Here is a 19,371-nt window from a genome sequence, read left to right as displayed (position 1 = left end):
ACCGATATTCAATCGCTTTTACACTTCTTCACATTGTGCAGTTTGTTTAAGAATTGTTTAATCATCGCTTAGCTATTGCAGGATACATATGAAAATCAAGGGAAAATTTAAAAAGCGTTACTGGCTATACGCGCTGTTAGTGGTGATATTTTTCCTCTGGCTTTGGCAGTTTTTGCGTACCCCTGCCCCCCAATATCAGACCCTGATCGTACGCAAGTCCTCACTCCAGCAGAGCGTCCTGGCGACCGGAAAGCTGGACGCCGTTCGCAAAGTTGATGTCGGCGCGCAGGTGAGCGGGCAGCTAAAAACCCTGTCGGTAAGCATTGGCGATAAAGTGAAAAAAGATCAGCTCCTCGGGGTTATCGATCCCGAACAGGCGGAGAACCAGGTGAAGGAGGTGGAGGCGACCCTGCTGGAGCTGCGGGCGCAGCGTCTTCAGGCCGAAGCGGAAAGCAAATTTGCCGACGTGACGCTGTCTCGCCAGAAGATGCTGGCCAATACCCAGGCAGTTTCGCGTCAGGATGTTGATAAAGCGGCCACCGATCTGGCGGTCAAACAGGCGCAAATTGGAACGATTGACGCGCAAATAAAGCGTAATCAGGCTTCATTGAGCACCGCGAAAACGAACCTTGAGTTCACCCGTATCGTCGCGCCAATGGCCGGGGAAGTGACGCAGATAACCACGCTGCAGGGGCAAACCGTGATTGCCGCTCAGCAGGCGCCGAATATTCTGACGCTGGCGGATTTGAGCACCATGCTGGTGAAGGCGCAGGTATCAGAAGCCGACGTTATTCATCTGAAGCCGGGCCAGAAAGCCTGGTTTACCGTGCTGGGCGACCCGCTGACCCGCTACGAAGGGGTGCTGAAGGATATCCTGCCGACGCCGGAAAAGGTCAACGAGGCCATCTTCTACAATGCCCGTTTTGAAGTCCCTAACCCGAAGGGCATTTTGCGCCTCGACATGACCGCCCAGGTGCACATTCAGCTTGGCGGCGTGAAAGATGTTCTGACCATTCCGCTTGCCGCGCTGGGTGAACCTGTCGGTGATAACCGCTATAACATCACTGTGCTGCGGAACGGCGAAACGAAAGTGCGTGAAATCACCATCGGCATGCGTAATGACACGCAGGTGCAGGTCGTTAACGGCCTGGAAGAGGGCGAAGAGGTGGTGACTGGCCGCGCCAACGCCGGGAGCAGCAAATGACGGCGCTGCTTGAGCTGAAGGATATTCGTCGTAGCTATCCCTCCGGTGAAGAGCAGGTCGAGGTGCTGAAGGGCATTAGCCTGACGATTGAAGCCGGGGAAATGGTGGCGATTGTCGGCGCGTCCGGCTCCGGTAAATCCACGCTGATGAACATTCTCGGCTGTCTGGATAAGCCAAGCCACGGCAGCTATAAGGTGGCAGGCGTGGATGTGGCAGGGCTGGATAACGATGCGCTGGCAACGCTTAGGCGTGAACACTTTGGGTTTATCTTCCAGCGCTACCATCTGCTTTCTCATCTTACCGCTTCGCAAAACGTTGAGGTTCCTGCGGTCTATGCCGGGACAACGAGAGCCCAGCGGCAGCAGAGGGCGCATGAGCTACTGGGACGCCTTGGGCTAAAGGAGCGGGTGGAATATCTTCCTTCACAGCTTTCGGGCGGGCAGCAGCAGCGAGTCAGTATCGCGCGTGCGCTGATGAACGGTGGACAGGTCATTCTGGCCGATGAACCTACCGGCGCGCTGGACAGCCATTCAGGCGAAGAAGTCATGGCCACCCTTAAGCAACTGCGAGAGCGTGGTCATACGGTAATTATTGTGACCCACGATCCGGCGGTAGCGGCGCAGGCGCAGCGAATTATCGAAATTCGCGACGGCGAAATTATCAGTAATCCTCCACCCGCTCATCAACCTGCAGCGCATGCGGTTGAAAATCAGGCGCTAAGAAGCGGTTCTTCTATTCAGCAGGTTATCAGCAGCTTCCGCGAGGCGCTGGGGATGGCCTGGCTGGCGATGGCCGCGAACAAGATGCGCACGCTGCTGACCATGCTTGGCATTATTATTGGCATTGCCTCGGTGGTCTCCATCGTGGTGGTGGGGGATGCCGCGAAACAGATGGTGCTGGAAGATATTCGCTCCATCGGCACCAATACTATCGATGTCTATCCCGGCAAGGATTTTGGCGATGACAATCCGCAGTTCCAGCAGGCGCTGAAGTATGACGATCTGCTCGCTATTCGCCAGCAGCCCTGGGTGAGCTCGGCCACGCCTTCTCTTTCCAGTAATCTGCGCCTGCGCTACGGAAACGTAGACGCAGCGGCCAGCGTCAACGGGGTTAGCGGTGACTATTTTGATGTTTACGGCATGACGATGAGCCAGGGCGCGACCTTCAATGCCGAGCAGATGAACAATCGCGCCCAGGTTGTGGTGCTGGATGCCAACAGTAAAAGGCAGCTGTTCCCCAACAAAAGCGACGTTGTCGGCGAGGTGGTTCTGGTTGGCAATATGCCGGCGACGGTGATTGGCGTGGCGGAAGAAAAACAGTCGATGTTTGGCAGCAGCAAAGTGCTGCGCGTCTGGCTGCCCTATAACACGATGGCCGGGCGGGTGATGGGGCAGAGCTGGCTTAACGCCATTACCGTGCGGGTGAAAGAGGGATATGACAGCCACGAGGCGGAGCAGCAGCTGAATCGCCTGCTGTCGCTACGCCACGGCAAGAAGGATTTTTTCAGCTATAACATGGACGGGCTGTTGAAAACGGCAGAAAAGACCACACGTACTCTACAGCTGTTCCTGACGCTGGTGGCGGTCATTTCGCTGCTGGTCGGCGGTATTGGCGTGATGAATATTATGCTGGTGTCGGTCACCGAACGTACCAAAGAGATTGGTATCCGCATGGCGGTAGGGGCGCGAGCCAGCGATGTTCTGCAGCAATTTTTAATTGAGGCGGTACTGGTTTGCCTGGTCGGCGGGGCGCTGGGCATTTCCCTGTCGCTGCTGATTGCTTTCACGCTGCAGCTGGTGCTGCCGGGCTGGCAGATAGGCTTCTCGCCCGTTGCCCTGCTCACCGCGTTTGCCTGTTCGACCGCAACGGGGGTGCTGTTTGGCTGGCTGCCGGCAAGAAACGCGGCGCGATTGAACCCTGTCGATGCCCTGGCGCGCGAGTAATCCGTCGCTGGCAATAAAAATGCCAGCTTTCCGGGCTGGCATTTTATCTGTGGGATGTACACAATTAACAAAGGCACCGGGCTAACCGGGGCGCTAGGCGACAGCTTCCGCCTCGTGGGGAACTATCAGGCTGGCATGATTGCCTTTAGGTCCCTGGTGTACATCAAACCTGACAAGCTGTCCGGCTTTTAACGTTCTGTATCCGTCCATTTGAATGGTGGAGTAGTGGGCGAAAATATCTTCGCCGCCGCCTTCCGGGCAGATGAAACCAAACCCTTTGGCGTTATTGAACCATTTAACAGTACCCGTCTCCATGCTTCGACATCCTTCGTAGATCTTAATAGTGAGAGGGAATCAACCGGTGGGTTAGGGCGGGCTGTTCAAAACCTCGCCAACTCACCCCGCTACAATGTAGATATTTTATACACTGCGTCAAGCGCCTGGCGGGGCAGGAAAGGCAACAATGAGTCAAAAATTTGAAGCAGTTAACGCTATTGCCATTAATGTGATATAGCTCCCTTGAGGGAAAAGGTAGCGGGATCGAATGCGATGCAATACGTTTGCTAAAAGCGTATTACACTCAACTATAAGGCCTCGCCTGACAGCGTGTTGGGCATCAACAAACGATGATAGATCGCAATGGGTAAGACGAACGACGGGTTGGACTTTGACCAAATGGCGGCGGATAAACTGCGCGAAACGCTAAAACCGCCCTCCATGTATAAAGTTATACTGATGAACGATGACTACACGCCAATGGAATTTGTTATTGACGTGCTGCAAAAGTTCTTTTCTTATGATGTTGAACGTGCAACGCAATTGATGCTCACGGTTCACTATCAGGGTAAAGCTATCTGTGGCATCTTTACTGCAGAAGTAGCGGAAACCAAAGTAGCGTTAGTGAACCAGTATGCAAGGGAGAACGAGTACCCGTTGCTGTGTACGCTAGAAAAGGTCTGACAAGGCCGATAATTTGGGGAGGTGCCTATGCTCAATCAAGAACTGGAACTCAGTTTAAACATGGCTTTCGCCAGAGCGCGCGAGCACCGACATGAGTTTATGACCGTCGAGCATCTGTTACTGGCGTTGCTCAGTAACCCATCTGCCCGCGAAGCGCTGGAAGCGTGTTCTGTGGACATGGTGGCGCTGCGACAGGAACTCGAAGCCTTCATCGAACAAACCACACCGGTCCTGCCACCTAACGTTGAAGAGCGCGACACTCAGCCGACGCTCAGCTTCCAGCGTGTGCTGCAGAGAGCGGTGTTCCACGTCCAGTCCTCCGGGCGCAGCGAAGTCACCGGCGCCAACGTGCTGGTGGCCATTTTCAGCGAGCAGGAGTCCCAGGCGGCCTATCTGCTACGCAAGCATGAAGTGAGCCGCCTTGACGTGGTGAATTTCATCTCCCACGGCACGCGCAAAGATGAACCGAATCCGTCATCGGGTTCTGAAAATCCGGTCAACGAAGAGCAAGCAGGCGGGGAGGAACGTATGGAAAACTTCACCACCAATCTTAATCAGCTTGCGCGCGTTGGCGGGATCGATCCGCTGATTGGCCGCGATAAAGAGCTGGAGCGAGCCATCCAGGTTCTTTGCCGTCGCCGTAAAAACAACCCGCTGCTGGTCGGCGAATCCGGCGTGGGTAAAACCGCGATTGCCGAAGGGCTTGCGTGGAGAATCGTGCAGGGCGACGTGCCGGAAGTGATGGCCGACTGCACCATCTACTCGCTGGACATCGGTTCTCTGCTGGCCGGAACCAAATACCGTGGTGATTTTGAAAAACGCTTCAAGGCGCTGCTGAAACAGCTTGAACAGGATCAAAACAGCATCCTGTTTATTGATGAAATCCACACCATCATCGGCGCTGGCGCGGCTTCCGGTGGCCAGGTCGATGCCGCTAACCTGATTAAACCGCTGCTCTCCGGCGGCAAAATTCGCGTGATCGGCTCCACGACTTACCAGGAGTTCAGCAACATCTTCGAAAAAGACCGTGCGCTGGCGCGTCGCTTCCAGAAGATTGATATTACTGAGCCAAGCGTTGAAGAGACGGTGCAGATTATCAACGGCCTGAAGCCGAAATATGAAGCGCACCACGACGTTCGCTATACCGCGAAGGCGATTCGCGCCGCGGTTGAGCTGGCGGTGAAATACATCAATGACCGACACCTGCCGGATAAGGCTATCGACGTGATTGATGAGGCTGGCGCACGTAGTCGTCTGATGCCGGTCAGCAAGCGTAAGAAAACCGTCAACGTGGCCGATATCGAAACCGTGGTCGCCCGCATTGCGCGTATTCCGGAAAAAAGCGTCTCCGCGAGCGATCGCGATACGCTGAAAAGCCTTGGCGATCGCCTGAAAATGCTGGTGTTTGGCCAGGATAAGGCGATTGAAGCGCTGACCGAAGCCATCAAGATGAGCCGTGCTGGCCTCGGCCAGGATCACAAGCCCGTCGGGTCATTCCTGTTTGCCGGTCCTACCGGGGTCGGTAAGACCGAAGTGACGGTGCAGCTGGCGAAGTCGCTCGGCATTGAGCTGCTGCGCTTTGATATGTCCGAGTATATGGAGCGCCATACGGTCAGCCGCCTGATTGGTGCGCCTCCGGGCTATGTCGGCTTTGATCAGGGCGGCCTGCTGACGGACGCGGTCATTAAGCATCCGCACGCCGTTCTGCTGCTTGATGAGATTGAGAAAGCGCATCCGGATGTCTTTAACCTGCTGCTGCAGGTGATGGATAACGGGACGCTGACCGATAACAACGGGCGCAAAGCGGACTTCCGCAACGTGATTCTGGTGATGACCACCAACGCCGGGGTACGGGAAACCGAACGTAAATCCATCGGGCTTATCCGTCAGGACAACAGCACCGATGCGATGGAGGAGATCAAAAAGATCTTTACGCCGGAGTTCCGTAACCGTCTCGACAACATTATCTGGTTCAACCACCTCTCGACCGAGGTGATTCATCAGGTGGTGGATAAATTTATCGTCGAGCTTCAGGTGCAGCTGGATCAGAAAGGCGTTTCGCTGGAAGTGAGTCAGGAAGCGCGTGACTGGCTGGCAGAGAAGGGCTATGACCGTGCGATGGGCGCTCGCCCAATGGCGCGTGTCATTCAGGACAGCCTGAAAAAACCGCTGGCTAACGAGCTGCTGTTCGGCAGCCTGGTGGACGGCGGACAGGTCACCGTTGCGCTGGATAAAGAGCAGCAGCAGCTGACCTACAGCTTTGCCAGCGCGCAGAAGCACAAGCCGGAAGCGGCGCACTAGCGCTGGGTATCGGGCATAAAAAAGGCCGGGCATCGCCCGGCCTTTCTATTACGACTAACTCTCAACGCCGCCCATCTCAGGCCGCGGAAACAAAACTATCAACGGCTACGGAAGACAATGCGGCCTTTGCTCAGGTCGTACGGGGTCAGCTCAACGGTGACTTTGTCGCCCGTCAGAATGCGGATGTAGTTTTTGCGCATTTTACCGGAGATATGAGCGGTAACCACGTGCCCGTTTTCCAGCTCAACGCGGAACATGGTGTTAGGTAACGTATCAAGTACGGTACCCTGCATTTCAATATTGTCTTCTTTGGCCATCTAATCCTCTGGGGTATCACTACCGTAGTTTGAACCGGCAAGATAATGCCGAAGTTCGCTTATCATGTAAAGAATTGTTGGTGAAATCACCAGTGAAAGTACATTTTGCTTATTACCCGCCGGTCATCGGCTTGCCGCGTAGCGACGTCTGCGATGATGAGCGCAAAGAGATAAATGAGAGGGTATTCCCTTAAACAATAAATCCCAGACGACGGCGGGGTAACAGGCAAAAGCCACTTAGCGGCGCTAATTATAACACCCTCACATAAAATGTGTTGTTAAACATTATGGCTTCAGCGTCTGCGGAACCCAGCAGTGGGAGCCTAAATGCCGAGGCCGAAGCTCCGCCAGGGCCTGCAGATAATCCCTGCGAGGAATTTCAATCACGCCCAGTGATGCCGTGTGCTCATTAAGCACCTGGCAGTCGATCAATTGACCGCCGTGGTGAATAAAGTGTTGGCAGAAAATCAGCAGCGCCGTTTTCGAGGCATTAACCTGCCGGCTGAACATCGACTCGCCGCAGAACAATGCGCCCTGTGCGACGCCATACATGCCGCCAACCAGCTGCTCACCGTTCCACACTTCAATGGAATGAGCGTGACCTAGTTCGTGCAGGCGTAAATAGGCTTCGACAATCTCTGCGGTGATCCACGTTCCTTCGTTTCGGTCGCTGGCACAGCCGTATAACACGCGCTCGAAGGCATGATTTAAGGTGACAGTATAGGGCGAAGTGCGGTGAAAGCGCTTCATGCTGCGGCTAAGGTGGAACTGCTCCGGATAGAGCACGGCGCGAGGATCGGGAGACCACCACAGAATAGGGTCTCCGGGAGAGAACCACGGAAAAATGCCGCGCTGATAGGCCATCAGCAGACGAGCAGGGCCAAGGTCGCCGCCAAGCGCCAGTAACCCATTGGGTTCACGTAACGCCCCTTCCGGCGAGGGAAAGGCAATCGAGTCACGAGAAAGCTGAACCAGGCGCATGACGGCCAACACTCCAGAGCAATAGCGCAATAATAAATTGATAATAGTCTATTCAGAACGCCTGAAGGCGCTGGCGAAATTGATAATAACGTCCGCCGGACGCCATCAATTCAGCGTGATTACCTTGCTCAATTATTTGCCCGTTGTCCATCACAATGATGCTGTCAAAAGCGTTCAACCCCCGCAGGCGGTGTGTGACCATCAACACGGTTTTATCTCGGGTGACTTCAGCCAATAAATCAAGAATTTGACGCTCGGTTTCAGCATCTAACCCTTCGGTGGGTTCGTCCAGCAGCATCAGTGGGGCGTTATGCAGTATCGCTCTCGCAATCGCAAGGCGGCGAAGCTCTCCGCCGGAAAGCTGACGACCGCCTTCACCCAGCCAGCCGTTGAGCCCGCCGTCGTCGAGCAGTTTCTCGAGACCAACCTGTTCCAGCGCAGCCCTGAGCTGCTCATCGCTTGCCTCAGGGGCTGCCAGCAGCAGATTATCGCGCAGCGTTGCGCTGAACAGATGCACGCGCTGCGGTACAACGCTGGTAGCCTTACGCAGGCTGGATTCATCGTAAGCGCTAAGGGCAATACCGTTAAGCTGAATCTCCCCATGCTGAGTATCCCAGGCCCGCGTCAGCAATTGCAGCAACGTGGATTTACCGCAGCCGGTTTTCCCGAGGATGGCAATGCGCTGGCCGGCGCTGACTGACAAATCAATATTTTTCAGAGCAGGCTGGCTTTGCCCCGGATAGGTAAAGCTTATTCCACGGATCTCCAGGGCCGCCTGCTGCTGTTCGGGCTGAGCCGCCGCGGGGAAGGTGACCTCAGGAGCCTGGCCGGTAATTTGCGTCACGCGTAGCGCAGAGGCAATGACCTGACCGAGATGCTGGAAGGCGCCGGTGACCGGGGCCATCGCCTCGAAGGCCGCCAGCGCACAAAACACGAACAGGGCAATCAGCGCGCCGGGAGACTGGCTTTCACCGACCCCATCCGACGCCATCCACAGCATCGTCAGCACGGCAATGCCGCTGATAAGCAGCATCACGGCCTGAGACAGCGCCGTAAGCCCGGCCTGGCGACGCTGGGCTTCCTGCCAGCAATTTTCCGTAGTATCTAACTGTTCACGAGCGCGGGCTGCTGCGCCGAAAATAGTGAGCTCTGCGTGGCTTTGTAGCCAGGCGGTCAGCTGTTCCCGATAGCGACCGCGCTGGAGGGTCAGAGCCTCACCGGCTGGCTTCCCGGCGCGATAAAACAGCGGCGGCAGCAGGATCAGGGTCGCGAGTAAAATGCCGCCAAGGGTTAACGCCAGGGCGATATCGAGGAAACTCAGGCCAAAAGTGACCACCAGGATGACAACAAAGGCGCCAACGAGCGGTGAGATAACCCGCAGGTAGAGGTGATCTAACGTATCGACGTCCGCGACTACCCGGTTTAACAGTTCCCCCTGGCGAAAGCGTGCAAGCCCGGCAGGGGAGAGCGGCAGCAGTTTGCTGAAAGTTGAAACACGTAAATGCTGCAGCACGCGGAAGGTGGCGTCGTGGCTGACCAGACGCTCAAAATAACGGCCCGCTGTACGGACGATTGCCGCGCCGCGAACGCCTGCGGCGGGCAGCATGTAATTGAAACTGTAGAGGCCGGCGACGCCCGCCACGGCCGACGCCGAAAGGAACCAGCCCGAGAGCGTTAGCAGGCCAATGCTGGCAAGCAGGGTGACAATGGCCAGCACAATGCCTAAGGACAATAACCACTTATGGCGACGATAAAGCGCCAGGTAAGGCAACAGGGCGCGCATTAAATCTCCTCCTGGCGGCTGGCCAGTAATACCGCAAAGGGGCCATCTTCAGCGGAGAGCTCGGCAAAGCTTCCTTGCTGAACAATCTGCCCGTTACGCATTACCCAAATCTGATCCCAGTCGCTGATGTAATCCAGCTGGTGAGTCACCATCAGCGTGGTTTGCTGGCGTGATGCTTCCGTAAGCGCTTCCATAACACGCTGTTCGCTATGGGCATCAAGGCTTGCCGCCGGTTCATCCAGCAGCAAAACGCCGCAGGGGGCAAGCAATGCCCTGGCAACGGCCACTCGCTGAGCCTGGCCCACGGACAAGCGCGTAGACTGGTCGCCGACAGGGGTATCGAGGCCTTGAGGCAGCAGGGGCAGAAACTCGGTTACGGAGGCTTTCTCCAGCGCAGACTGCAGATGCGCATCGTCCGCATCCGGCATGCCCAGCAGCACATTGTCCCGCAGCGTGGCGGCCGGTAGCTGTGGGTTTTGTCCCACCCAACTAAGCTGCTGGCGCCACCATTCAGGCGACAGTTTCGCCAGCTCTACGCCGTTAATCAGCAGCTGGCCCTGGTAGGGAAGGAAGCCGGAAAGGAGATTCAGCAGGGAGCTTTTTCCCGCACCGCTTTGGCCGACAAGCGCCACGCGCATCCCGGCAGGAAGGGTAAAGTTAAGCGGCCCCGCCAGCACTTTTCCTTCGGCAGACAGGATTGTCATCTCGCGGGCTTCAATAGCGAATGGCCCATTGCCAGCCAGCTGGGCAGTTCCCTGTTCGGGATGCTGGAGCGGCGAGTCGAGGAAGGTCATCAGCGTATCCGCAGCGCCTACGGCCTGGGCTTTGGCATGATAAAAGGTTCCCATATCACGCAGCGGCTGGAAAAATTCGGGGGCGAGAATCAGGGCCATAAAGCCAGCAAACAGCGTGACGCCGGTGCCGTAGTGGCCGAAATTAAGCTCGCCAAGGTAGGAGAAACCGAAATAGACGGCAACCACGGCGATGGATAAAGAGGCGAAGAACTCGAGCACGCCGGAGGAGAGAAACGCCATGCGCAGCACTTCCATGGTGCGCTGGCGGAAGTCCTGGCTTGCGACACGAATATTTTCGGTTTCTGCAGCGCCGCGGTTAAATACGCGGAGCGTTTCCATACCGCGAAGGCGGTCGAGGAAGTGGCCGCTCAGCCTTGCCAGCGCCTGGAAATTACGGCGGTTCGCATCGGCGGCGCCCATTCCGACCAGCGCCATAAAGATCGGGATAAGCGGCGCGGTGCCCAGTAAAATGAGCGCTGCGGCCCAGTTGATTGGGATAATGGCGATGATGATAAGCAGAGGCACCATGACGGCCAGCGACATCTGCGGCAGATAGCGCGCGTAGTAGTCGTGCATATCCTCTATCTGCTCGAGCACCATCGTCGCCCAGCTGCCTACCGGCTTACCCTGAATCCACGCCGGTCCGGCCTGATGCAGTCGATCCAGCACCTGACGGCGAATCTCCTGGCGGATATGAAGTCCGGCATGAAAACCGACCTTTTCTCTCAGCCAGACGACCCACGCGCGAAGAACAAACACCAGGATCAGCAAAATAAACGGCAGGAGCAGCGCTTCACGCGGAATATTTTCCATAATCATGTGCTGAAGAATGCGGGCCAGCAGCCAGGCCTGGGCAACAATCAGTAACCCGCTGATCAAACCGAGCAGGCGTGACAGGCCGAGCCAACGGCGGGAGATAAGGCTTTGCTGCTTTAGCCAGAGGCTAAGTTCTTGCTGACGGGTTTTATTCATCGCGTGCCAGATGCTGGTAGAAGAAGGAATTCTCAGGCAATTTTGACAGGCAATGTTACATCGCAGAAACAAGAAAGGCGACCAGCAAGGTCGCCTTTTTTAACATCTTTAATTTATTTACACTGCTCGGCCAGGCCGTCCAGATAGCGCTCGGCGTCCAGAGCAGCCATACAGCCGGTGCCGGCTGAGGTAATGGCCTGACGATAGATATGATCCATCACGTCGCCGGCGGCGAACACGCCTGGAATGCTGGTTTGAGTCGCGTTACCGTGAATGCCGGACTGCACTTTGATGTAGCCGTTTTCCAGCTCCAGCTGACCGTTGAAAATCGCGGTATTCGGGCTGTGGCCGATAGCGACGAACAGGCCTGCGACTTCCAGCTCTTCGGTAATATCGGTGTTTTGCGTATCACGCAGACGGAGACCACTCACGCCCATCTGGTCGCCGGTCACTTCTTCCAGCGTGCGGTGGGTATGCAGCACGATGTTGCCGTTCTGCACTTTTTCCATCAGGCGATTAATCAGGATCTTCTCCGCGCGGAAGCTGTCGCGACGGTGGATCAGATGGACTTCAGAGGCGATATTCGCCAGATACAGCGCTTCTTCAACCGCGGTATTGCCGCCGCCAATAACCGCGACTTTCTGGTTGCGGTAGAAGAAACCATCGCAGGTGGCGCAGGCCGAAACGCCGCGGCCTTTGAACGCCTCTTCCGAAGGGAGGCCCAGATAACGCGCCGAGGCGCCGGTCGCAATAATCAGCGCGTCGCAGGTATATTCGCCGCTGTCACCTACCAGGCGGAACGGACGGTTCTGCAAATCGACGCTGGTGATATGGTCGAAGAGAATTTCGGTTTCAAACTTCGCCGCATGCTCGTGCATACGTTCCATCAGTAACGGACCGGTCAGGCCCTCAGGATCGCCAGGCCAGTTTTCGACTTCGGTCGTGGTGGTCAGCTGACCGCCTTTTTCCATGCCGGTAATAAGCACCGGTTTTAAGTTGGCGCGTGCAGCATAGACCGCTGCGGTATAGCCCGCAGGGCCGGAGCCAAGAATAAGCAGCTTACTGTGTTTCGCTGTGCCCATGAGATCCTCATTGAACGTTTACAGACAATGGGGGTGATTGTAGGGAATTCGCTGCATTAAAAAAAGGGTACAGCAATGTTGTTAACGATGTGTGTCATCGATGCTGCCTATAAGCCCAATGAATAACACCGCCATAGGCATAAAAAATCATTGTAATAGCGCGGCGGCCAGGGGGCGAAAATGATGAATAATCATCAGCCAAATGGAATATCTGGCACGTTCCACTAAAAATAGATGTTTTGCTTTGACAATCCCCTAAGCATTTGCGAAAACATTCGAGGAAGAAAAACATTTGGTGATGTGGAAGCCGCGTGCTCTCGCGCAAGCCTGATGCAAATTTACCGAGTTATTGAAATTTACTCATGACGTGGACAGACGTTATGCGTGATGTCGATAGCAGCCGAAAGGCATCGGTCTTCTCACGTACACCCTGAACATTGACGTCCCCAGGGTTATGGCAGGTGAAGGAAGGAATAGAGAGAGACAATAATAATGGTAGATAGCAAGAAGCGCCCGGGCAAAGATCTCGACCGTATCGATCGCAATATTCTCAACGAATTGCAAAAAGATGGGCGCATTTCTAACGTTGAGCTTTCCAAGCGTGTTGGGCTTTCGCCGACGCCGTGCCTTGAGCGCGTCCGTCGTCTGGAACGTCAGGGTTTTATCCAGGGCTATACGGCGCTGTTAAACCCGCATTATCTGGATGCCTCACTGTTGGTCTTTGTTGAGATTACTCTGAATCGTGGCGCCCCGGATGTGTTTGAGCAATTTAACGCCGCAGTGCAAAAACTTGAAGAAATTCAAGAGTGTCATCTCGTATCCGGTGATTTCGACTACCTGTTGAAAACACGCGTGCCGGATATGTCGGCGTATCGTAAACTTTTAGGCGAGACCCTGCTGCGTCTGCCGGGCGTTAACGACACCCGTACTTACGTTGTCATGGAAGAGGTCAAACAGAGTAACCGTTTGGTCATTAAGACCCGTTAATACGGGCCAGGTGCAAAATTGGCGTATTTTGGTTACACTCCTGGGAATCCATACAGCAACAGCTCCGGCATGCCGCCGGCGCTGTTGTCTCCATTGAGTTTAAGGACCTGGAGAGCCTTTCTTGAGCCAGGAATATACCGAAGATAAAGAAGTAACATTGCGCAAACTGAGCAGCGGGCGTCGTTTACTCGAGGCGTTGCTGATCCTTGTTGCCTTATTCGCCATCTATTTGATGGTTGCCTTGTTAAGCTTTAACCCCTCAGACCCCAGCTGGTCGCAAACCGCGTGGCATGAGCCTATCCATAATCTGGGTGGCGCGCCGGGAGCGTGGCTTGCTGATACCTTATTCTTCATTTTTGGCGTGATGGCGTACACCATACCGGTGATCATCATCGGCGGCTGCTGGTTTACCTGGCGGCAGCGCGACAGTGAAGAGTTCATCGATTATTTCGCCGTATCGCTTCGCCTTATCGGCGTGCTGGCGATGGTGCTGACCTCGTGCGGGCTGGCGGCGATCAATGCGGACGATATCTGGTACTTCGCCTCGGGCGGGGTGCTGGGCAGCTTGCTCAGTACCGCGATGATGCCGCTGCTGAACAGCAGCGGTGGCACGATCGCGCTGCTTTGCGTCTGGGCGGCCGGCCTCACGCTGTTTACCGGCTGGTCCTGGGTCAGCATTGCCGAGAAGCTCGGAAGTGCCGTACTAACCGTGCTTACCTTCGCCAGCAACCGCACCCGCCGGGACAACACCTGGCAGGATGAGGACGAGTACGAAGAAGAGCAGCATGAAGATGAGGCGCCGCACGTTTCCACCGAGAAGCGTGAATCCCGCCGGGCGCGTATTTTACGCGGTGCGCTTGCTCGCAAGCAGCGCCTGTCGCAGAAGTTTGCTAACCCTAACGCCCGCAAAACGGATGCTGCGCTATTTTCCGGCAGGCGAATGGACGACGCAGAAGACGACGTGTTGTTAAGCGCGCGCGGTGTAGAAGCTGATCCGAATGACGTGTTGTTCTCCGGGCATAAAGCGACGCTGCCGGAAGAGCAGGAATACGATCCGCTGTTCAGCGGACATTCTGCCGTTGAGCCGATTGCCGCCGCCGCCGCCGCCGCCGCCGCCGCAACGGCCGCCCATCAGTCGTGGGCTGCCCCGGTGCCGCCGGTTGCGGCAATGCCTGTGGTATCCACACCGGCCCCTGTTGTTGACGCCGAGCCTGCCGCCCCGACAATTGCGTGGGAGCCCGCCCCGACAACGGTGACGCCAGAGCCGGTTATTGCTCCTGCTCCTGACCATTATACTTCGCCGCACCCGGCAAGCGTGCAGCAGCAAGTTCCCCATGAGACTCACCAGAGCTGGTCTGAACCCGTTGCGCCCGCTGCCGAGCAGCAGCCTGCTCCGCAGCCGGTAGAAGAGGTGAAATACGTTCGCCCGCCGATGTACCACTTCGAAGAGGTGGAAGAGAAGCGCGCCCGTGAACGTGAACAGCTTGCAGCGTGGTATCAGCCTGTTGATGAGCCGAAGCCCGATCCCTATAACTATGTGCCAGCAAAACCTGCGGTGCCTGAGCCAGCCCAGCCTTCTGTCGTGCCATCAGCGCCAGTTTCAGCGCCGTTAACGTCACCAGAAGTGCCAGTGCCGGACGTGACGCAAACGGCATCAGGCGTGCAGCAGGCTGCAAAAGCAGCTGCCGGAGCTGCGGCCTTTTCACCGGTATTCAGTATTGCCGGCGATGCTCCTCGCCCTCAGGTCAAAGAGGGGATTGGCCCTCAGCTGCCGCGCCCAAACCGGGTTCGTGTTCCTACTCGTCGTGAACTCGCTTCCTACGGGATAAAACTGCCTTCTCAGCGCATGGCCGAAGAGCAGGCCCGACGGGCAGAGAGTCAGCAGCCTGACGAAGATTACGGCGACGAAAACGATGCGCTGCAGCAGCACGAGCTGGCCCGTCAGTTTGCTGCCCAGCAACAGCAGCGTTACGGCGAAGAGTACGAAGAGGAAAGCTGGTCGGAAGAAGATCAGGCTGAAGCGGAAGAGGCTGAACTCGCGCGTCAGTTCGCTGCTCAGCAGCAGCAGCGCTACAGCGAGCAGCCGCAGCAAAATAACGCTCCGTTCTCGCTGGATGATTTTGATTTCCAGTCCTCGCTGAAAGATCTGGTGGAAGACAAGCCGAGCGAGCCGTTGTTCACGCCAAGCTTTGAGCCAGCCCCTCAGCCGGTTCAGAGCAATCAGCCCGCTGCCCAGCCCGCTCAGTATGCTCAGACAGCGCAGCATCAGCCTGCCGCACCTGAGCCAAAAGAGAGCCTGATCCACCCGTTCCTGATGCGCAACGGCGACGATCGTCCGCTTCAGAAGCCTACCACGCCGCTGCCTTCACTGGATCTGCTGACTTCTCCGCCAACGGAAGTTGAGCCGGTAGATACCTTTGCGATGGAGCAGATGGCCCGTCTGGTGGAAGCTCGTCTGGCTGACTATCGTATTAAAGCCGACGTGGTCGATTATTCTCCGGGTCCGGTCATCACTCGCTTTGAGCTTGATCTGGCTCCGGGCGTAAAAGCTGCGCGTATTTCGAACCTTTCCCGTGACCTGGCGCGTTCCCTGTCGACCGTTGCCGTGCGTGTGGTGGAGGTTATTCCGGGCAAACCTTACGTTGGCCTTGAGCTGCCGAACAAAAAGCGTCAGACCGTTTACCTGCGTGAAGTCCTCGACTGCGCCAAATTCCGCGACAACAGCTCCCCGTTGACCGTGGTGTTGGGTAAAGATATCGGCGGTGAGCCGGTAGTCGCAGACCTGGCGAAGATGCCTCACCTGCTGGTGGCGGGGACAACCGGTTCCGGTAAGTCAGTTGGCGTTAACGCCATGATCATCAGCATGCTCTATAAGGCGACGCCGGAAGAAGTTCGCTTCATCATGATCGACCCGAAAATGCTTGAGCTGTCGGTGTATGAAGGCATTCCGCATCTGCTGACCGAGGTGGTGACGGACATGAAGGACGCCGCGAATGCCCTGCGCTGGAGCGTGAACGAGATGGAGCGCCGCTATAAGCTGATGTCCGCGCTTGGCGTGCGTAACCTGGCAGGCTACAACGAACGCGTGCTGGAAGCTGAACGTATGGGCCGCCCGATTCCTGACCCGTTCTGGAAGCCGGGTGACAGCATGGATGCCACCCATCCGATGCTGGAAAAACTGCCGTACATTGTGGTGCTGGTGGACGAATTTGCTGACCTGATGATGACGGTAGGCAAAAAGGTTGAAGAGCTGATCGCCCGCCTTGCGCAAAAAGCACGTGCGGCCGGTATCCACCTTGTGCTGGCCACCCAGCGTCCTTCGGTTGACGTTATTACCGGCCTGATTAAAGCCAACATCCCAACCCGTATCGCGTTTACGGTGTCGAGCAAAATTGACTCGCGTACCATCCTGGACCAGGGCGGCGCTGAATCACTGCTGGGCATGGGGGATATGCTTTATTCTGCGCCAAACTCCACGACGCCGATTCGTGTGCACGGCGCTTTCGTCCGCGATGAAGAAGTTCATGCGGTAGTGCAGGACTGGAAAGCGCGCGGTCGCCCGCAATACATTACCGGTATTACCGATGATGAAGGCAGCGGCGACGGCAGCGGCGGTGGAATGGACGGTGATGAAGAGCTGGATCCGCTGTTCGATCAGGCAGTCGCTTTCGTGGTTGAGAAACGGAAAGCCTCCATCTCCGGTGTACAGCGCCAGTTCCGCATCGGCTACAACCGCGCGGCGAGGATTGTTGAGCAGATGGAAGCGCAGGGGATCGTCAGCCCGCAGGGGCATAACGGCAACCGCGAGGTTCTTGCGCCGCCTCAGTTTGAGTAATCAGGCTGAGCCAGCCCGCTGAGTGAAAAAGAGCCGCAGACGCGGCTCTTTTTGCAAAGATGGGTAAATTACCGGAAAATCAGCTTATTCTTCTGTTGCGGTGGACAAAGAGTTCACTACAGTGAGCAGCAGAGGCGCCATCGTCAGGTGGTCAATGAATCCAGAGGGAACATAATGAAAAAAATCGTAATTGCCTGTGCGCTGTTATCCGCGATGACCGTAACCGGAGCCTGGGCTGACGCCGCAGGCGATTTGCAGGGCCGTCTCGATAAGGTCGGTAGCTTCCACGCCAGCTTCACCCAAAAAGTGACCGACGGCACCGGGGCGGCGGTGCAGGAAGGCCAGGGCGACCTGTGGGTTAAGCGCCCAAACCTGTTTAACTGGCACATGACCCAGCCGGATGAAAGCATTCTTGTGTCCGACGGTAAAACTCTGTGGTTCTACAACCCGTTTGTTGAGCAGGTCACGGCCACCTGGCTAAAAGACGCCACCAGCAATACGCCGTTTATGCTGATCGCCCGCAACCAGTCCAGCGACTGGAAGCAGTACAATATCAAACAGAACGGCGACGACTTCGTGCTGACGCCAAAGAGCAGCTCGGGTAACCTGAAGCAGTTCACCATTAACGTGGGCCGCGACGGCACCATTCACCAGTTCAGCGCGGTGGAGCAGGATGACCAGCGCAGCAGCTATACTTTAAAAGCTCAGCAAAACGGTGCTGTGGATGCCGGTAAGTTTACTTTCACCCCGCCAAAAGGCGTCACGGTGGACGACCAACGTAAGTAGAGGCTTGAGTGAGCAATTTGTCGCTCGATTTTTCAGATAACACCTTCCAGCCCCTGGCCGCGCGTATGCGGCCAGAAAATCTGGCGCAGTATATCGGCCAGCAGCACCTGCTCGCGGCCGGAAAACCGCTGCCCCGCGCCATTGAAGCAGGCCACCTGCATTCGATGATCCTCTGGGGGCCGCCGGGAACCGGCAAAACTACCCTCGCCGAAGTGATTGCCCGCTACGCAAACGCGGATGTCGAACGCATTTCCGCGGTCACTTCGGGTGTAAAAGAGATCCGCGAAGCCATTGAGCGCGCACGGCAAAACCGCAATGCCGGTCGTCGCACCATCCTGTTTGTGGATGAAGTTCACCGCTTCAACAAAAGCCAGCAGGATGCCTTTCTGCCGCACATTGAAGACGGCACCATCACCTTTATTGGCGCGACAACCGAAAATCCCTCGTTTGAGCTGAACTCGGCGCTGCTTTCCCGGGCTCGCGTGTATCTGCTGAAATCGCTTACCGTGGCGGATATCGAACAGGTGCTCGAGCAGGCGATGAGCGATAAAGAGCGGGGCTACGGCGGCCAGAATATCGTGCTGCCGGACGAGACGCGAAAAGCCATTGCCGAGCTGGTGAACGGCGATGCACGCCGGGCGCTCAATACGCTGGAAATGATGGCGGACATGGCTGAGGCAGACGCCAGCGGCAATCGTGTCTTGCAGACCCAGCTGCTGACGGAGATTGCCGGTGAACGCAGCGCTCGCTTCGATAATAAGGGCGATCGTTTCTATGACCTTATTTCAGCGGTGCACAAATCTATTCGCGGCTCCGCGCCAGACGCCGCTCTTTACTGGTACGCGCGCATCATTAGCGCGGGCGGCGATCCGCTCTACGTCGCGCGCCGTTTGCTGGCGATTGCTTCCGAAGACGTTGGCAACGCCGATCCAAGAGGTATGCAGGTGGCGATTGCCGCCTGGGATTGCTTCACCCGCGTGGGGCCAGCGGAAGGTGAGAGAGCGATTGCGCAGGCGATTGTCTACCTGGCCTGCGCGCCTAAAAGTAACGCAGTCTACACCGCATTCAAGGCCGCAATGGCGGATGCGCGTGAACGCCCTGATTATGATGTACCGGTTCATCTGCGCAATGCCCCGACGAAGCTGATGAAAGAGATGGGCTATGGTCAGGAGTATCGTTACGCTCATAATGAACCTAACGCCTATGCCGCCGGAGAAGAGTACTTCCCACCTGAAATGGCACAAACTCGCTACTATCAGCCGACCAGCAGAGGCCTGGAGGGCAAGATTGGCGAAAAGCTAGCCTGGCTTACCGAGCAGGATCAGAAAAGCCCCACAAAACGCTACCGCTAATGCAGGCGTTGCGGTAAGGTTAGCAAGACTATAAAGCGGCCGCAGGCTGTGGCCGCACTCCCTATAAATTCAAT

The 19,371-nt window shown here is 56.4% G+C and carries 14 protein-coding genes; 8 read left to right on the top strand and 6 right to left on the bottom strand.

Annotation, left to right across the window (positions count from 1 at the left end; translation table 11 throughout):
• The first annotated feature begins 88 nt into the window (after positions 1-88).
• Positions 89-1,204, top strand: a complete 1,116-nt coding sequence (gene macA / locus EL098_RS15005; RefSeq protein WP_126356979.1) for a macrolide transporter subunit MacA — start codon at positions 89-91, stop codon at positions 1,202-1,204.
• Positions 1,201-3,147 (top strand): macrolide ABC transporter ATP-binding protein/permease MacB, encoded by a 1,947-nt coding sequence (gene macB, locus EL098_RS15000; protein WP_126356978.1) that lies wholly within the window; start codon positions 1,201-1,203, stop codon positions 3,145-3,147. Before macA ends, macB begins: the two co-directional genes overlap by 4 nt.
• 93 nt (positions 3,148-3,240) lie before the next feature.
• Here macB and cspD read toward each other — a convergent pair whose 3' ends face one another.
• On the bottom strand, positions 3,241-3,462 hold the full coding sequence (gene cspD, locus EL098_RS14995; RefSeq protein WP_008461102.1) for a cold shock-like protein CspD: 222 nt from the start codon (positions 3,460-3,462) through the stop codon (positions 3,241-3,243).
• A gap of 324 nt (positions 3,463-3,786) precedes the next feature.
• Here cspD and clpS point away from each other — a divergent pair, with 324 nt between their 5' ends.
• Positions 3,787-4,107 carry an ATP-dependent Clp protease adapter ClpS gene (clpS, locus tag EL098_RS14990; protein ID WP_126356977.1) on the top strand — a complete coding sequence of 107 codons (321 nt, stop codon included), beginning with the start codon at positions 3,787-3,789 and terminating at the stop codon, positions 4,105-4,107.
• Positions 4,108-4,134: 27 nt separating this feature from the next.
• Entirely contained in the window at positions 4,135-6,408 is a 2,274-nt protein-coding gene (gene clpA, locus EL098_RS14985; RefSeq protein WP_126356976.1) for an ATP-dependent Clp protease ATP-binding subunit ClpA, read from the top strand.
• 98 nt (positions 6,409-6,506) lie between these two features.
• Here the strand turns inward: clpA and infA are convergent, their stop codons facing one another.
• The 5 genes from infA to trxB all read right to left on the bottom strand — a co-directional run bounded on the left by infA (position 6,507) and on the right by trxB (position 12,337).
• On the bottom strand, positions 6,507-6,725 hold the full coding sequence (infA, locus tag EL098_RS14980; RefSeq protein ID WP_002211347.1) for a translation initiation factor IF-1: 219 nt from the start codon (positions 6,723-6,725) through the stop codon (positions 6,507-6,509).
• Positions 6,726-7,010: 285 nt separating this feature from the next.
• A complete protein-coding gene (gene aat, locus EL098_RS14975) occupies positions 7,011-7,706 on the bottom strand; it encodes a leucyl/phenylalanyl-tRNA--protein transferase (RefSeq protein WP_126356975.1) in 696 nt (231 codons plus the stop codon).
• 52 nt (positions 7,707-7,758) lie between these two features.
• Positions 7,759-9,489, bottom strand: a complete 1,731-nt coding sequence (gene cydC, locus EL098_RS14970; RefSeq protein ID WP_126356974.1) for a heme ABC transporter ATP-binding protein/permease CydC — start codon at positions 9,487-9,489, stop codon at positions 7,759-7,761.
• On the bottom strand, positions 9,489-11,255 hold the full coding sequence (gene cydD / locus EL098_RS14965; RefSeq protein ID WP_126356973.1) for a heme ABC transporter permease/ATP-binding protein CydD: 1,767 nt from the start codon (positions 11,253-11,255) through the stop codon (positions 9,489-9,491). Before cydD ends, cydC begins: the two co-directional genes overlap by 1 nt.
• Positions 11,256-11,368: 113 nt before the next feature.
• Positions 11,369-12,337: a thioredoxin-disulfide reductase gene (gene trxB / locus EL098_RS14960; protein ID WP_126356972.1), complete on the bottom strand. Its 969-nt coding sequence runs from the start codon at positions 12,335-12,337 to the stop codon at positions 11,369-11,371.
• Between the two features lie 492 nt (positions 12,338-12,829).
• Here trxB and lrp point away from each other — a divergent pair, with 492 nt between their 5' ends.
• From lrp to EL098_RS14940, 4 genes are all read left to right on the top strand, one after another.
• The gene (gene lrp, locus EL098_RS14955; protein ID WP_000228469.1) at positions 12,830-13,324 is read left to right on the top strand and encodes a leucine-responsive transcriptional regulator Lrp; all 495 of its coding nucleotides are present in this window, start codon (positions 12,830-12,832) and stop codon (positions 13,322-13,324) included.
• A gap of 121 nt (positions 13,325-13,445) precedes the next feature.
• The gene (locus EL098_RS14950; protein WP_126356971.1) at positions 13,446-17,159 is read left to right on the top strand and encodes a DNA translocase FtsK 4TM domain-containing protein; all 3,714 of its coding nucleotides are present in this window, start codon (positions 13,446-13,448) and stop codon (positions 17,157-17,159) included.
• Positions 17,160-17,333: 174 nt separating this feature from the next.
• Positions 17,334-17,945 (top strand): outer membrane lipoprotein chaperone LolA, encoded by a 612-nt coding sequence (lolA, locus tag EL098_RS14945; RefSeq protein ID WP_126356970.1) that lies wholly within the window; start codon positions 17,334-17,336, stop codon positions 17,943-17,945.
• 8 nt (positions 17,946-17,953) lie between these two features.
• Positions 17,954-19,297, top strand: a complete 1,344-nt coding sequence (locus EL098_RS14940; RefSeq protein ID WP_126356969.1) for a replication-associated recombination protein A — start codon at positions 17,954-17,956, stop codon at positions 19,295-19,297.
• The last annotated feature ends 74 nt before the right edge of the window (positions 19,298-19,371 follow it).

The organism is Cedecea lapagei, assembly GCF_900635955.1.
Lineage (GTDB): Bacteria > Pseudomonadota > Gammaproteobacteria > Enterobacterales > Enterobacteriaceae > Cedecea > Cedecea lapagei.
This window is presented reverse-complemented; position numbering and strand designations above follow the sequence as displayed.

Coding starts and splice junctions, on each gene's coding strand:
- macA (WP_126356979.1), top strand. CDS start 89: ATGAAAATCAAGGGAAAATTTAAAAAGCGTTACTGGCTATACGCGCTG.
- macB (WP_126356978.1), top strand. CDS start 1,201: ATGACGGCGCTGCTTGAGCTGAAGGATATTCGTCGTAGCTATCCCTCC.
- cspD (WP_008461102.1), bottom strand. CDS start 3,462: ATGGAGACGGGTACTGTTAAATGGTTCAATAACGCCAAAGGGTTTGGT.
- clpS (WP_126356977.1), top strand. CDS start 3,787: ATGGGTAAGACGAACGACGGGTTGGACTTTGACCAAATGGCGGCGGAT.
- clpA (WP_126356976.1), top strand. CDS start 4,135: ATGCTCAATCAAGAACTGGAACTCAGTTTAAACATGGCTTTCGCCAGA.
- infA (WP_002211347.1), bottom strand. CDS start 6,725: ATGGCCAAAGAAGACAATATTGAAATGCAGGGTACCGTACTTGATACG.
- aat (WP_126356975.1), bottom strand. CDS start 7,706: ATGCGCCTGGTTCAGCTTTCTCGTGACTCGATTGCCTTTCCCTCGCCG.
- cydC (WP_126356974.1), bottom strand. CDS start 9,489: ATGCGCGCCCTGTTGCCTTACCTGGCGCTTTATCGTCGCCATAAGTGG.
- cydD (WP_126356973.1), bottom strand. CDS start 11,255: ATGAATAAAACCCGTCAGCAAGAACTTAGCCTCTGGCTAAAGCAGCAA.
- trxB (WP_126356972.1), bottom strand. CDS start 12,337: ATGGGCACAGCGAAACACAGTAAGCTGCTTATTCTTGGCTCCGGCCCT.
- lrp (WP_000228469.1), top strand. CDS start 12,830: ATGGTAGATAGCAAGAAGCGCCCGGGCAAAGATCTCGACCGTATCGAT.
- lolA (WP_126356970.1), top strand. CDS start 17,334: ATGAAAAAAATCGTAATTGCCTGTGCGCTGTTATCCGCGATGACCGTA.